Raw genomic sequence first — 13,693 nt, 5'->3', positions numbered from 1 at the left:
TTATAATTTATTTGAACAGAATTTAATTAGAATTAAAAACAAAAATTTATGCCTAAGTTTATTGTTATTTTATTTCTTTTCTTTTGTAGCCTGCATTGTTTTAGCCAGAACGGTTTGTCAAATACCACAATAGATAAATCGAATTTTTCAGGTAAATCAGGCGAAATCGAAAAAGAAAAAATAGAAGCCGTAGTAGTAAGTGGTATAAAGGAAACTGACATTGATTTACTTTTTAAAGACAATCTTTGTGAAATTTTATCTATTAAAGTTTCTGATTTCTTGAATGAATCTATGTTGAAAAAATTAAAAGCTAACGTGTAATTTAGAACTAGAACGACCCAAATTCTAGAAAGATGTTTTTTAGTGTTATTTACCGATTTAGAAATTAAAAACTGTGATATATAGTGTTGCAGCGTAAATAGTAGATTGATTTAACTCAATTAATTAACTTAAAAACTTCTTATTTTGAACGAAAGAATCATCGAGCTCATCGACATTGCTCCAAAAGACTTTTGGGGTACTCAGGACTCACACCTAGAGTCAATCAAAAAATATTATCCAAAATTAAAAATTGTCGCAAGAGGAACAACTCTAAAAGCATTTGGAGATAAAGACGTTCTTGACGAATTTGAAAAGCGGTTTCAGCGGTTGATGTTGCATTTCACCCGATACAATACTATTGATGATAATGTAATTGAACGGGTGATTCTAAGCGATTCCAGAGAGGAGAACAAAGTTCTTGGTCATGACAAAATTTTGGTTCATGGTGTAGGCGGAAAAATCATTAAACCCATGACGCCCAATCAACAATTGTTGGTGGATACAATGGAAAAAAATGACATGGTCTTTGCTGTCGGACCAGCTGGGACAGGGAAAACCTATACAGGTGTTGCTATGGCTGTAAAAGCTTTGAAAGAAAAACAAGTTAAGCGAATTATTTTGACTCGTCCAGCCGTTGAGGCAGGTGAAAATTTAGGTTTTCTTCCTGGTGATATGAAAGAGAAACTAGACCCATACATGCAACCCTTGTATGATGCGCTACGAGATATGTTGCCCAATGAAAAATTAGAAGATTATATCTTAAAGGGAATTATCCAAATTGCACCTCTGGCTTTCATGCGTGGACGAACTTTAGATCATGCTTTTGTAATTTTGGATGAAGCTCAAAATACGACACATTCGCAAATGAAAATGTTTTTGACGCGTATGGGGAAAAGTGCCAAGTTCATGATTACTGGTGACCCTGGTCAAGTAGATTTGCCGCGAAGAACTATTTCTGGACTGAAAGAAGCGATATTAGTTTTAAAAGATGTTGAAGGAATTGGTATTATATATCTGGATGATAAAGACATTGTACGCCATCGATTGGTAAAAAAAGTGATTGATGCTTACAAACAAATTGAAAATAATGATTATTAATTGTAATAATTAAAAGTGATAAAAATTATAAAAGGAGAAAACGAGTTATGGCGTTTCTCCTTTTTTTATGTAAAAAAAAGAAAGATGATCAGCTCTGCAATTGATTTCCCAATTAAAGTTAACATATCGGTATAATTAAGTTAAAAGCGTCTTATAAGCGTTTAACTTTTTGGGTATCTTGTTTAAATGCAATAAATTTGAATATCTTAAAATTGAACCCACTTGCAATTTAATTGTTTTACTTAATTTATAAAACAAGGTGTTGTTGGAGATTAAATTTAAATAACTTTTCTGAAGAAATTGAAATACAAAATGTCGAAACAAAAAATTAAAGTAGTAATAAGCGATTTAGACGGTACATTGCTCAACTCAGACCACACCATTTCTGCCTATACTAAATCTGTTTTTCAAAAACTGCATGAACAAAACTATCTAATTATTGTGGCGACAGGTCGTCATCACATGGATGCTATGGCAATAATTAGCAGTTTGGAACTTCCAGTCTATTTAGTTACTTCCAACGGAGCAAGAATTCATTCGCCAGAAAAAGAACTTTTATATTCTTTTAATTTAGAAGGAGATGCTGTCAAATCTATTTTATCATTGGATATAGATCCAGAGATTACAACGGTTTTATTCAAGGAGAAAGTTTGGCAAACTTCAAAAACAAATAAAAAACTAAATGCTTTTCAAAAAGATTTAGCGTACCCACCCGAAGTGGTAGATTTTGCAGTATTGGATGATTATAGTGCTATAAAAATATTTTTTACTCATGATGACCACCAGAAATTAGTGGATTTGAGAGACAAAATTCTTGAAGACCATTCAGATGTATTTAGTCATGCTTTTAGTTTGCCTATTTGTTTAGAGTTTATGGATAAATCGGTGGATAAAAGTGTCGCGATTGCCAAGATTCTTGAAAAAGAAGGCTATTCTTTTGAGGAATCGATTTCTTTTGGTGATGGTTTTAATGATGAAAAGATGTTAGATGCAGCTGGAATTGGATTGATAATGGGCAATGCACCCGAAAATTTGAAAAGTAAATTGTCTCATCTAGAAGTAATTTCAACGAATAATGAAGATGGTGTAGCGAGATATTTAACTGAAATTTTAGAAGGATTTAGTGTTTCATTTTAATATATGTTGTTATGAACAGTTATTTAGAAAGAGTTAAGCAAAATTGTATCTCGGGAATATTGTTTTTATTACCTGTTTTTATCTTAATTAATTTTAATTAAAAAAGTATTTGGTTATTTTGCCAAGTTTGGAGGTGGAATTGCTAAAATGATTGGATTTGATAAAATAATGGGACCGAATGCGGTCAATTTTATTGGAGCTCTCATTTTGCTTGCATTTGTATATGTATGTGGCTATTTGTTACGATTGGCTTTTTTTCAAAGAATAAGCGATGGTATAGATGCCAAACTTAAAGAAGTAATTCCAGGTTATGAGAAGCATAAAGAAATAGCTAAAATCAATTAGTGGATGAACCCAAAATAGAGACTGACTTACCCGCTTTAATACAATTTGGGGATTATTGGCAACCCGGTTTTTTGATAGAACAGAATGATGATGAAAATGCGGTAGTAAACATACCCAATTCTGATGGGAGCGAGATTTATATTGTTCCGATTCAAAAGTTGAAAATATTAAAAGAGACTACAATAAGCGAACTAAGAGCTTCTATTAAAATATCAGGGAAAGGACTTTTGGCTTGTAAATAGAACTTTTGGTTTTCCTTGCGTTCTCTATTAATTAGTTTTAAATTTGCATCCATAAAAATAACAACAACACACTACTAATGAGCAATACAATTACCACAACCAATTTTAATTTTCCGAATCAAAAATCAGTGTATCGCGGAAAAGTAAGGGAAGTTTATAATATCAATGACGATTTACTTGTGATGATAGCTACTGACAGACTATCTGCATTTGATGTAGTTTTGCCAAAAGGAATTCCATACAAGGGACAAATTTTGAATCAAATTGCTACAAAATTTATGGAATTGACTCAGGATATTGTACCAAACTGGTTAATTGCTACTCCAGATCCAAGTGTTGCTGTTGGGCATTTGTGTGAGCCTTTTAAAGTGGAAATGGTGATTCGCGGTTACCTTTCGGGTCATGCTGCTCGTGAATATGCTCTTGGTAAAAGGCAAATTTGCGGAGTGACAATGGCTGAAGGTTTAAAAGAAAACGACAAATTCCCAGAACCAATTATTACGCCAACCACGAAAGCGGATAATGGAGAACATGATGCCGATATTTCAAGAGAAGCAATTCTTGAAAAAGGAATTGTAACCGAAGAAGATTATTTGGTGTTAGAAAAATATACTCGTGCATTGTTTCAAAGAGGAACTGAGATTGCTGCCAGCCGTGGTTTGATTTTGGTGGATACAAAATACGAATTTGGAAAAACCAAAGACGGTGTTATTGTATTGATTGATGAAATTCACACTCCAGATTCTTCTCGTTATTTCTATTCTGAAGGATATCAAGAAAGACAAGATAAAGGGGAAGAACAAAAACAATTGTCAAAAGAATTCGTAAGACGCTGGTTGATCCAGAATGGATTCCAAGGTTTGGAAGGACAACAAATTCCAAATATGACTGATGAATATATCGAAACTGTTTCTGATAGATATATTGAGTTGTATGAAAATATTCTTGGCGAAAAGTTTGTAAAAGCTGACATCACGAATATTAATGAAAGAATTGAGAAAAACGTTTTGGCATATTTGGCACAAAGATAATTAGAGTCAAATCGCTAAATAGCGATAAATATAAAACCATAATTCATTGATTTGAGTTATGGTTTTTTTTATGGATTATAGTTTTGTTGGAGTTATTCTCCAAAAAATCCCAATGACCGCTCTTTAGCCCTGATGGGAGTGCCATTCTATCCCGTTTTTACGGGATAGAATATAGCGGACAGAAGGAACGATGTTTCTTGATAAAGCCTATTGATTCGCTCCTGACTATTTTTTGGATAAAAAAAAACTCTTCGAAAGGAAGAGTTTGGTGTTCTTATTTTTTATTAATGTCTTCTAAGACTGCTTTGTTCTCGTAATTAATCACTTTGATTATGATTTGCTGATTTTTTCTTGTTTTGCCTTCAATAACATATAATTTTCCTTTTTTGTAGGGAACATTACTTTGGTCAAAATCGACGTCTCCCAGTTTAAGTGTATTTTTAATATCGGTAGTGTCTATCCATTTTTGGGATAAAATAAGGGAGGCTTTATCGGAATAAAAGAAAGGTTTAGTGCTTAAATCATTTAAAACTCGGGCATTTGGAAAATAATTACAACGGGTGTCTTTTCCGCTAAATATAGCTGCTACCACAAATAAACCCATTATCAAACCTACCAGATAGTAAGCAAAACGTTGTATAAAATTCATATCTTAATTTTTCGGCAAAGGTATGGGAAAGTTTAGTTAAAAAACAATTAAATTAATGTCGTTATCCGGTAAATCAAACCAATCACCAATGGCTTTGTTGGTAAGAATGCCATGATACAAATAAACACCGTTTTTTAGGCCTGCATTGCAGCGGATTGCACTTTCAATACCGCCATCTTCTGCGATTTGTAATAAATAGGGAGTGATTATATTACTTATAGAGAGGGATGCCGTTTTGGAATATCGGGAAGGAATATTAGGAACACAATAGTGCAAAACATTACTCTTGATAAAAGTTGGTTTTTCGTGAGTTGTAACTTCCGATGTTTCAAAGCATCCTCCAGTATCAATACTAATATCAACGATGACGGCGCCTTTTTTCATGTGCTCTACCATGGTTTCGCTTACTATAACAGGGCAACGTTCTATTCCTCGCATGGCACCAATGGCAACATCACAACGCCTTAGTGCTTTAAGTAATGATTTTTGTTGTATAGTTGAAGTGAAAATACGTTGGTTTAAATTGTTCTGTAAACGACGCAGTTTGGTAATTGAATTGTCAAAAACTTTCACACTGGCTCCAAGTCCAATAGCCGTTTTGGCTGCAAATTCTCCAGCAGTTCCAGCACCTAAAATTACTACTTCGGTTGGCGGAACTCCAGTAATATTGCCGAATAAGAGGCCTTTTCCAAATTCATTAGTAATCATCAATTCGGCTGCGATCAATATGGAAGCTGTCCCTGCAATTTCACTCAATGATTTTACAGCAGGGTAGGAGCCGTCCTCATCTTTCAAATATTCGAAGGCAAGTGCTGTTATTTTTTTTCGAGATAAGGCTTCAAAATAGGATTTTTTTCTAGTCTTTAATTGAATTGCCGATAATACAATTGTTTTTGTATGCATCATTTCTATTTCGGCAACAGTTGGCGGTTCCACTTTTAAAAGCATTGGACAACTAAAAACTTTCTTGGTATCTTGAGTGATTTCGGCACCTGCTTCACTATATTCTTTATCGGTATAACTGGAACTCACTCCAGCTCCAGCTTCAATCATTACTCTATGTCCTTGATAGGTAAGCGAATTCACTGCATCTGGTGTAAGACAAATGCGTCGTTCTTGAAAACTAGTCTCTTTTGGAATCCCTATAAAGAGTTGGCTTTTATGTCTAGCTATTTCTAGTTTTTCTTCTTGAGGCAGTAATTGTTCTTTTGTGAATGGACTTATAGACATTGATTTCATGAAATTAGTGGTACAATTTACAAAAAAGATTTAAAGTATTTTTATTTAAATGGTTCCGAATGGGATTGACTAAATTATTTGGATTGGGATAGTATTTTTTCCATTTTGATATCAGCTCTTTCATAAACGCCTTCTTCGACAGGAATTTCAATAAAACCAAAACTCTGATAAAGATGGATAGCAGGCAATAATTTTCTGTTGGAATACAATATTAATTTTTTAATCCCTTTGTTTTTTGCCTGATTAAAGCAATGTTCCATTAGTTTTTTGCCAATGCCTAATCCCTGATTTCCATCAGATACTGCCATTTTTGTTAATTCAAATGTAGTATCGTCAATTTTTTGTAAAGAGACCGTGCCTACAATTTGATCGTTGTATCGAGCATAAAAAATCAATCCTCCTTTGTCTATTATTTCGCCCTGAGGGTCGGATAAGACCCTTTCATCTTTGGGTTCTACCTTAAAATATTTATGAAGCCATTCTAAATTTAAAATTTTGATAGATTCCTTTAATTCGATTGAAAAAGGAATGATTTCGACTTTATTGGTATCTAAGTTCATAATTTTAATTACTTTAATTCCAATAAACGATCACCGTTTGGCAGTAATTCGATTGTAATTATGGTATGTTGTTCAGGAATCAAATTTTCAATTTTTTCAGACCATTCTATAAAACACCAATTTTCAGAATACAAATAATCATCGATACCCATATCAAGGGCTTCCGTTTCTTTGTTTAATCGATAAAAATCAAAATGATACACAATTTGATTCGTGTCGGTTTGATATTCATTCACCAATGAAAATGTAGGGCTGCTAGTAGCATCTCTTACACCCAATGTTTTACAAAGTTGTTTGATTAATGTTGTTTTTCCAACACCCATTTCCCCATTAAAAAGGATTACTTTCTTAGGGTTTTGGTCTAGAATTTGTTGAGCAACATCTGCGAGTTGCTCGATCGAAAATGTAATCGTCATTTTTTATTCAGTTATGCGTTTTTAGTTATGCGTTTACAGTTATCAGTTTTTAAATAGTTATTATAAGCTTGCAAATTTAACTTTTTACTAAAAACTGATTACTGTCTACTTTTTTTTATTTTGGGTTAAAAACCAGAAAAGGAATAATCATTTCTTCTAATGAGATTCCACCGTGTTGATAGGTGTTTTTATAATAACTAACATAATGATTGTAGTTGTTTACATAAGCCAAGAACAAATCATTTTTAGCAAAAATGTAGGAACTACTCATATTTATGGCAGGTAAACCAATGTTTTTAGGTTCTTTTACCGCATATACATCCTTATGCTCATAAGTCAAGCTGCGTCCCGTTTTGTAACGTAAATTCAAACTGGTATTTTTGTCACCTACTACTTTTGATGGGTTTTTAACATTAATGGTTCCATGATCTGTAGTCAAAATTAATTTGAATCCTAATTTTTGTGCTTGTTGAATGATTTCTAATAATGGAGAATTTTTGAACCAACTCAAAGTCAACGAACGATACGCTTTATCGTCAGAAGCCAGTTCTTTTACCACATCCATTTCGGTTTTGGCATGCGAAAGCATATCGACAAAATTATATACGACAGTTACAAGATCATTGTCTTTTAATGATTTAAAACTTTCTGCTAGTTTTTTTCCTCCGGCTAGATTGGTGATTTTGAAGTAATCTTCTTTTAAATCTAGTCGTAAGCGCTTGATTTGAGCTGTTAGAAACTCGGCTTCAAATAAATTTTTACCGCCTTCTTCTGGGTCATTTTTCCAATATTGTGGAAATTGTTTTTCCATTTCAAGTGGTGTTAATCCAGAGAAAATGGCATTTCTTGCATATTGTGTTGCCGTGGGAAGTATAGAGAAATAAGGGACTTCTTTTTCGAGTTTGTAATAGTTGCCTACAACACTTTCAAATGCTTTCCATTGATCATAACGTAAATTGTCAATTACGACAAAAAGTACGGGTTTGTCTTTCTTTAGAATCTCCGGAACAACCAATTCTTTGAATAAATCATGCGATTGTACTGGTTTGTCCGCTTTTGGCGCAAACCAATCTTCATAATTTCGCTCGATAAATTTACCAAATTGGGAATTGGCTTCCACTTTTTGGGATTCCAGAATTTCAATCATCCCTTGGTCGTCAATATTCTCCAATTCTAATTCCCAAAAAATCAGTTTTTTATACAATTCCACCCAATCTTCATAGGAGTTAACCATTGCCATTTCCATCGTAATTTTTCGAAACTCTTTTTGGTAATCCAAAGTTGTTTTCTGGGAAATCAATCGGGAATGATCCAAGTTTTTCTTCAAACTCAATAATATCTGATTTGGATTTACAGGTTTGATAAGATAATCGGCGATTTTAGAACCAATCGCTTCTTCCATTATATACTCTTCCTCGCTTTTGGTAATCATAATCATCGGAATCGAAGATTTTTTCTCTTTCATCTCTGATAATGTTTCCAAGCCACTCATTCCGGGCATATTTTCATCCAGAAATACAATATCAAAATTGTTTTCGTCAAAAATATCGATAGCGTCTCGACCATTGTTACAAGTGGTAACACTGTAATTTTTTTTCTCCAGAAATAATATATGTGGTTTGAGCAAATCGATTTCGTCATCGACCCAAAGTATTTTTATTTTGTCCATATTCAATTTATTTTAGTGCAATTTAGTTGTATAGAACTTAAATAATATTAAAAATAGTATAAAATTGATTAAAAATAAAAAGTGCAAAATTTATTTGTAATTGCGGTTTGTATATTTCTGCTGTAAAATCTAGGTTTAAATAGTATTTTTGCGGGATAAATATAGAACTATGTTATTTCTTATTCTAAGTGTTATTTGCAGTGTAACTGTTGGCGTGATTTTTAAAATTTCGCGGAGGTATCAAGCGTCTGCTACACAAATTGTGGCGTGTAATTATGTATTTGCCTTGGCGTTGTGTTATTTGTTCTTTAGCCCTGATTTAACAGTTTTGGACACTTCTTCACCTTGGGGAATTCTTATTCCACTAGGGATTTTATTGCCCGTTGTTTTTCTTTTTCTGGCGACTTCCATTAAATATATGGGAATTGTTAAAACCGATGCCGCTCAACGATTATCACTCATTATTTCTGTTTTAGGAGCTTGGTTTTTTTTTGCGGAGCAATTTAATACACTTAAGTTAACCGCTCTTTTGTTAGCATTTCCAGCCATACTGCTTATTCTGAACAAACCTACTGAAAATAAGGAAAACAAATGGATTTATCCTGCTCTGGTATTGATTGGTTTTGGTGTTATAGATATACTTTTTAAGCAAATTGCACTGATATCAGGCCTGCCTTTTACGACTTCGTTATTTGTACTATTTACTATTTCACTGATAATAATGATCCTTTTTAATAGTTATGAGCTGCTTTTAAAGAAAGTCAAAATGGATTATAAAAGTATGATTTTTGGAGGTTTGGTTGGAGTCTTTAATTTCGGGAATATACTTTTTTACCTCAAAGCACATCAGGCATTTGCCAAGAATCCTTCTACTGTTTTTGCTGGGATGAATATGGGCGTTATCGTTATTGGTAGCCTTGTTGGAATTTATATTTTCAAAGAAAAAGTGAATAAGTATAATGTAATAGGTCTCTGTTTGGCTTTGGTTGCAATCGTTTTTATTGTAGCTTCACAGTAAACCAGAGGTAAAAATGCAATTGAATTTGTAATTTTTTTGTATCCGTATTTTATTATTATATTTGACCTTTGTAAACTAGCCCTGATAGCAGTGAAAATCCTTTTGTGTTTTTTTTCAAACACAAAAGATTGTAACGGATAGCAGGAATAGCTCCTAATAAAAAATAAACTAATTTTAGAACATGAAATTACTAGAAGGAAAAGTTGCCATCATTACTGGCGCAAGTCGTGGAATTGGAAAAGGTATAGCCGAAATTTTTGCAAAAAACGGAGCAAATGTTGCTTTTACGTATAGCTCATCTGTTGAGTCTGCACTGGCTTTAGAAAATGAATTGAACGCTTTGGGAATAAAAGCTAAAGGTTACCAATCTAATGCAGCCGATTTTAATGAAGCACAAAAATTTGTAGATGCTGTTTTGGCTGATTTTGGTACAGTTGATATCTTGATAAATAATGCAGGAATTACCAAAGATAATTTATTGATGCGTATGTCTGAGGCTGATTTTGATCAAGTTATTGATGTAAATTTGAAGTCCGTTTTTAATATGACAAAAGCAATTCAAAAAACATTTTTGAAACAACGTTCGGGTTCAATTATCAATATGAGTTCTGTGGTTGGAGTAAAAGGAAATGCTGGTCAAACGAATTATGCGGCTTCCAAAGCGGGGGTGATTGGTTTTTCAAAATCAGTAGCTTTAGAATTGGGTTCTCGTAACATTCGTTGTAATGTTATTGCGCCTGGTTTTATTGAAACTGAAATGACAGCCAAATTAAGTGATGATGTTGTAAAAGGTTGGAGAGAAGGAATTCCGTTGAAACGTGGTGGTTCTACCGAAGATGTTGCCAATGCTTGTTTATTCTTCGCATCGGATATGAGTGCGTATGTAACAGGTCAAGTGTTGAATGTTTGTGGAGGAATGCTTACCTAAAATAATTATAAATTATAAATGATGAATGAGAAATAATTCAAAATTCATCATTTAAAATAAAAAATAATGACAATAAACACGATTCTATTACTACTACTTTCTTTATTAATAGCAGGTGGTTTGTCGTTTTTTCAATATTTATATAAAGTCAAGAACAAATCGAAAGTAGGTTTGTTTTTGACTTTTTTGCGTTTTCTAAGCCTATTTTTGATATTGCTGCTTTTGATAAACCCTATTATCACGACGAGTAAGCTGGAAATTATAAAAACGCCATTGCCTATTGTCGTTGATAATTCAAGCTCAATATCTTTTTTGAATTCTAAAGAAAAAACTTTGGAATTGGCTCAAAAATTAACTTCGAATAAAGCTCTTCAAGAAAAATTTGATGTGCAATCGTATCTTTTTGATGCTGATTTTCAACAATCGGATAGTTTGACTTTTACGGGAACTCAGACCAATTTGGATTTGGTTGCTAAAAATTTGAAGAGTATTTATAAAAATGCATTTTATCCAACGGTACTAATAACCGACGGAAATCAAACTTCGGGGAATGATTATGTGTATAGTTTTGATGAAAACAATAAAGTCTATCCTTTGGTTTTAGGCGATACCACCAAAGTGTTGGATCTGAAGATCAATCAGCTGAATGTTAATAAATACGCATTTCTAAAAAATAAGTTCCCAGTTGAAGTGTTTTTACAATATTCTGGAGATAAAATTGTAACGACCAATTTTAGTATTGTACAAGGAAATGATGTGTTGCATAAAGAAAGCATTTCTTTTTCACCATCAAAGAAAACGGCTGTTGTAAATGTGCTTTTGCCTGCCAATAAAGTGGGATTGCAGATTTATAAAGCTAAAATTGAATCGAAAGAAAGCGAAAAAAACACCTTCAACAATATCAAGAATTTTGCTGTTGAAGTTATTGATCAAAAAACAACGGTTGCTATCATTTCGGCTATAAATCATCCCGATATTGCTGTTTTAAAAAGAGCAATTGAGTCCAATTTGCAACATAAAGTGATATTGTTGAAACCGAATGAAGTGAAATCATTGCAGGATTACAATGTGCTTATTTTGTATCAACCAACAACTGCTTTCAAATCAGTTTTTGAAGCGAACCAAAAAGCCAATCTGAATACGTTTATCATAACGGGAACGAGTACTGATTTTTCATTTTTGAATCAACAACAAAATAATTTCATTTTTAAAATGAGTGGTCAGGAAGAAGATTATTTAGCTGATTTTGATTCGCAGTTTAATCTTTTTGCAGTGGATAATTTAGGATTTGAAAAATTACCGCCTTTGCAAAATAGTTTTGGAACAATTACTACTAATGGTGAAGTGAATGTGTTACTTTCTTCCAAAATTAGAAATATTGATACCAAGGCACCTTTATTGTCTTTTACGGAGAATCAAGGGAAAAGAGCGGCTTATTTGTTTGGGGAAAACAGTTGGAAATGGAGTCTGCAAAGTCATATCAACAATCAATCCTTTGAGAAATATGATATTTTCATCAATAAGATTATACAATATTTAGCTTCCAATAATGCCAAAAAATCATTGGTTGTTAATCACGAAAGCTTTTACAACTCTGGGGAAGCTATAGAAATTACCGCTCAATATTTCAATAAGAATTATGATTTTGACGAAAAAGCACGTTTGACAATTGCTGTGACCAACGTCAAAACAAAACAAACCAAAAACTTCGATCTTTTAAAGGGAAATAATACCTATAAAGTAAATCTTGACGGACTTGTAGCGGGAAGCTATAATTTCTCGGTAAAAGAATTGAATTCTAAAACATCCTATTCTGGTCATTTTGAAATTCTGGATTTTGATATTGAAAAACAGTTTGTAAATTCAGATGTTCAAAAATTGAAAGAATTGGCAGCACAAACTAAAGGGACAGCTTTTTACCCAAATGAAATCGATGCGCTGATAAAAACATTGTTGGATAACGATGAATACAAAGCCGTTCAAAAAAAGGTTGTGACCAAATCTCCTTTGATTGATTGGAAATGGTTGCTGGTTTTGATCGCTGTTTTTCTTTCTACCGAATGGTTTGTTCGGAAGTATAATGGTATGTTGTAATTATTAATTTTGACAAAAATACGATTATGGATTTTAGACTAAAAGTATTTTACACCGTCGCTACGCGATTGAGCTTTACAAAAGCCGCTGCCGAATTATTCATTACACAACCCGCAATTTCTAAGCACATTCAGGAATTGGAAGAAGAATATAAAATAAAACTTTTTGAAAGAAACGGTTCGAAAATAGCACTCACTAACGCAGGGGAAGTGTTATTGAAACATACCAAAGGCATCTTTGAGATTTATAGGGAAATCGACTTTGATATGAGCACGTTTATCAATGAACGGAAAGGTTTGTTGCGATTGGGAGCGAGTACTACGATTTCTCAGTATATTATTCCGCCACTTTTGGCTCGTTTTCATCAAAAACTGGAATCTGTTAAAGTGAATTTGCTTAACGGAAATACAGAGCAAATCGAAAATGCTCTATTAAACAAAGAAATTGAAATTGGAATTGTCGAAGGACAATCCAAAAATCAATCTATAAAATACACTCAATTTATTAGAGATGAACTGGTTTTGGTTTGTAATTCCAATAATCCATTGGTCAAAAAAAAAGAAATCGATCCAGTCGATCTTAAATCGTTGCGATTTCTTGTGCGGGAACAAGGTTCTGGAACACTTGAAGTTATTGAATATGCTTTAAAACCTTTCCATATTAAAATAGACCAATTGCAGATTGAAATGCAATTGGGAAGCACCGAAAGTATCAAGTCGTATTTGATGAATTCGAATTGCGTAGCATTTATGTCGATACATGCAGTTGGTAAGGAGTTGAAAAATAAAGAATTACAAATTATTGATGTCGATAATTTGAAAATTGAGCGTTATTTTTATATCATTACTTTGCAAGGAAAATCAGATTCTCTTTCCGAATTATTCATAAAAAACATTTCGAGTTATTATAATCTAAAGTTATAGTAGATTATTATTTTCGATTGGCA

15 protein-coding genes are annotated in these 13,693 nt (G+C 33.0%); 10 read left to right on the top strand and 5 right to left on the bottom strand.

Translation table 11 applies throughout. From position 1 onward, the window contains the following. The first annotated feature begins 48 nt into the window (after positions 1-48). From KZH69_RS08240 to KZH69_RS08215, 6 genes are all read left to right on the top strand, one after another. Positions 49-321 carry a hypothetical protein gene (locus KZH69_RS08240; protein WP_219316959.1) on the top strand — a complete coding sequence of 91 codons (273 nt, stop codon included), beginning with the start codon at positions 49-51 and terminating at the stop codon, positions 319-321. 144 nt (positions 322-465) lie between these two features. Next, the gene (locus tag KZH69_RS08235; protein WP_219316958.1) at positions 466-1,419 is read left to right on the top strand and encodes a PhoH family protein; all 954 of its coding nucleotides are present in this window, start codon (positions 466-468) and stop codon (positions 1,417-1,419) included. 312 nt (positions 1,420-1,731) lie between these two features. After that, on the top strand, positions 1,732-2,556 hold the full coding sequence (locus KZH69_RS08230; protein ID WP_219316957.1) for a Cof-type HAD-IIB family hydrolase: 825 nt from the start codon (positions 1,732-1,734) through the stop codon (positions 2,554-2,556). A gap of 168 nt (positions 2,557-2,724) precedes the next feature. Beyond that, complete coding sequence (locus KZH69_RS08225) at positions 2,725-2,901, top strand: hypothetical protein (protein WP_219316956.1); 177 nt, start codon at positions 2,725-2,727, stop codon at positions 2,899-2,901. After that, positions 2,901-3,143 carry a hypothetical protein gene (locus tag KZH69_RS08220; RefSeq protein WP_219316955.1) on the top strand — a complete coding sequence of 81 codons (243 nt, stop codon included), beginning with the start codon at positions 2,901-2,903 and terminating at the stop codon, positions 3,141-3,143. Before KZH69_RS08225 ends, KZH69_RS08220 begins: the two co-directional genes overlap by 1 nt. 77 nt (positions 3,144-3,220) lie before the next feature. Further along, positions 3,221-4,174 (top strand): phosphoribosylaminoimidazolesuccinocarboxamide synthase, encoded by a 954-nt coding sequence (locus tag KZH69_RS08215; protein ID WP_219316954.1) that lies wholly within the window; start codon positions 3,221-3,223, stop codon positions 4,172-4,174. Positions 4,175-4,448: 274 nt separating this feature from the next. Here KZH69_RS08215 and KZH69_RS08210 read toward each other — a convergent pair whose 3' ends face one another. From KZH69_RS08210 to porX, 5 genes are all read right to left on the bottom strand, one after another. Continuing rightward, on the bottom strand, positions 4,449-4,823 hold the full coding sequence (locus tag KZH69_RS08210) for a DUF4258 domain-containing protein (RefSeq protein ID WP_219316953.1): 375 nt from the start codon (positions 4,821-4,823) through the stop codon (positions 4,449-4,451). A gap of 36 nt (positions 4,824-4,859) precedes the next feature. Further along, positions 4,860-6,053: an alanine dehydrogenase gene (locus tag KZH69_RS08205; RefSeq protein WP_219317166.1), complete on the bottom strand. Its 1,194-nt coding sequence runs from the start codon at positions 6,051-6,053 to the stop codon at positions 4,860-4,862. Between the two features lie 83 nt (positions 6,054-6,136). Continuing rightward, a complete protein-coding gene (locus tag KZH69_RS08200; RefSeq protein ID WP_219316952.1) occupies positions 6,137-6,622 on the bottom strand; it encodes a GNAT family N-acetyltransferase in 486 nt (161 codons plus the stop codon). Positions 6,623-6,630: 8 nt separating this feature from the next. Next, positions 6,631-7,038 (bottom strand): tRNA (adenosine(37)-N6)-threonylcarbamoyltransferase complex ATPase subunit type 1 TsaE, encoded by a 408-nt coding sequence (gene tsaE / locus KZH69_RS08195; RefSeq protein WP_219316951.1) that lies wholly within the window; start codon positions 7,036-7,038, stop codon positions 6,631-6,633. Between the two features lie 115 nt (positions 7,039-7,153). Beyond that, complete coding sequence (gene porX / locus KZH69_RS08190; protein ID WP_219316950.1) at positions 7,154-8,707, bottom strand: T9SS response regulator signal transducer PorX; 1,554 nt, start codon at positions 8,705-8,707, stop codon at positions 7,154-7,156. Positions 8,708-8,876: 169 nt separating this feature from the next. Between porX and KZH69_RS08185 the strand changes: the two genes are divergently transcribed. From KZH69_RS08185 to KZH69_RS08170, 4 genes are all read left to right on the top strand, one after another. Then, on the top strand, positions 8,877-9,725 hold the full coding sequence (locus KZH69_RS08185; RefSeq protein ID WP_219316949.1) for an EamA family transporter: 849 nt from the start codon (positions 8,877-8,879) through the stop codon (positions 9,723-9,725). Between the two features lie 181 nt (positions 9,726-9,906). Next, positions 9,907-10,653 (top strand): 3-oxoacyl-[acyl-carrier-protein] reductase, encoded by a 747-nt coding sequence (gene fabG / locus KZH69_RS08180; RefSeq protein WP_219316948.1) that lies wholly within the window; start codon positions 9,907-9,909, stop codon positions 10,651-10,653. Positions 10,654-10,719: 66 nt separating this feature from the next. Then, positions 10,720-12,747: a hypothetical protein gene (locus KZH69_RS08175; RefSeq protein WP_219316947.1), complete on the top strand. Its 2,028-nt coding sequence runs from the start codon at positions 10,720-10,722 to the stop codon at positions 12,745-12,747. 26 nt (positions 12,748-12,773) lie between these two features. Beyond that, positions 12,774-13,670, top strand: a complete 897-nt coding sequence (locus KZH69_RS08170) for a LysR family transcriptional regulator (RefSeq protein WP_219316946.1) — start codon at positions 12,774-12,776, stop codon at positions 13,668-13,670. The last annotated feature ends 23 nt before the right edge of the window (positions 13,671-13,693 follow it).

It is taken from the genome of Flavobacterium taihuense (assembly GCF_019351435.1).
In the GTDB taxonomy this organism is placed as follows: Bacteria; Bacteroidota; Bacteroidia; order Flavobacteriales; family Flavobacteriaceae; genus Flavobacterium; species Flavobacterium taihuense.
This window is presented reverse-complemented; position numbering and strand designations above follow the sequence as displayed.

What these genes read in the sequence shown, in the direction of transcription:
- KZH69_RS08215 (WP_219316954.1), top strand. Translation starts at nt 3,221, where the DNA reads ATGAGCAATACAATTACCACAACCAATTTTAATTTTCCGAATCAAAAA.
- KZH69_RS08210 (WP_219316953.1), bottom strand. Translation starts at nt 4,823, where the DNA reads ATGAATTTTATACAACGTTTTGCTTACTATCTGGTAGGTTTGATAATG.
- KZH69_RS08240 (WP_219316959.1), top strand. Translation starts at nt 49, where the DNA reads ATGCCTAAGTTTATTGTTATTTTATTTCTTTTCTTTTGTAGCCTGCAT.
- KZH69_RS08225 (WP_219316956.1), top strand. Translation starts at nt 2,725, where the DNA reads ATGGGACCGAATGCGGTCAATTTTATTGGAGCTCTCATTTTGCTTGCA.
- porX (WP_219316950.1), bottom strand. Translation starts at nt 8,707, where the DNA reads ATGGACAAAATAAAAATACTTTGGGTCGATGACGAAATCGATTTGCTC.
- KZH69_RS08205 (WP_219317166.1), bottom strand. Translation starts at nt 6,053, where the DNA reads ATGTCTATAAGTCCATTCACAAAAGAACAATTACTGCCTCAAGAAGAA.
- tsaE (WP_219316951.1), bottom strand. Translation starts at nt 7,038, where the DNA reads ATGACGATTACATTTTCGATCGAGCAACTCGCAGATGTTGCTCAACAA.
- KZH69_RS08175 (WP_219316947.1), top strand. Translation starts at nt 10,720, where the DNA reads ATGACAATAAACACGATTCTATTACTACTACTTTCTTTATTAATAGCA.
- KZH69_RS08170 (WP_219316946.1), top strand. Translation starts at nt 12,774, where the DNA reads ATGGATTTTAGACTAAAAGTATTTTACACCGTCGCTACGCGATTGAGC.
- fabG (WP_219316948.1), top strand. Translation starts at nt 9,907, where the DNA reads ATGAAATTACTAGAAGGAAAAGTTGCCATCATTACTGGCGCAAGTCGT.
- KZH69_RS08185 (WP_219316949.1), top strand. Translation starts at nt 8,877, where the DNA reads ATGTTATTTCTTATTCTAAGTGTTATTTGCAGTGTAACTGTTGGCGTG.
- KZH69_RS08230 (WP_219316957.1), top strand. Translation starts at nt 1,732, where the DNA reads ATGTCGAAACAAAAAATTAAAGTAGTAATAAGCGATTTAGACGGTACA.
- KZH69_RS08200 (WP_219316952.1), bottom strand. Translation starts at nt 6,622, where the DNA reads ATGAACTTAGATACCAATAAAGTCGAAATCATTCCTTTTTCAATCGAA.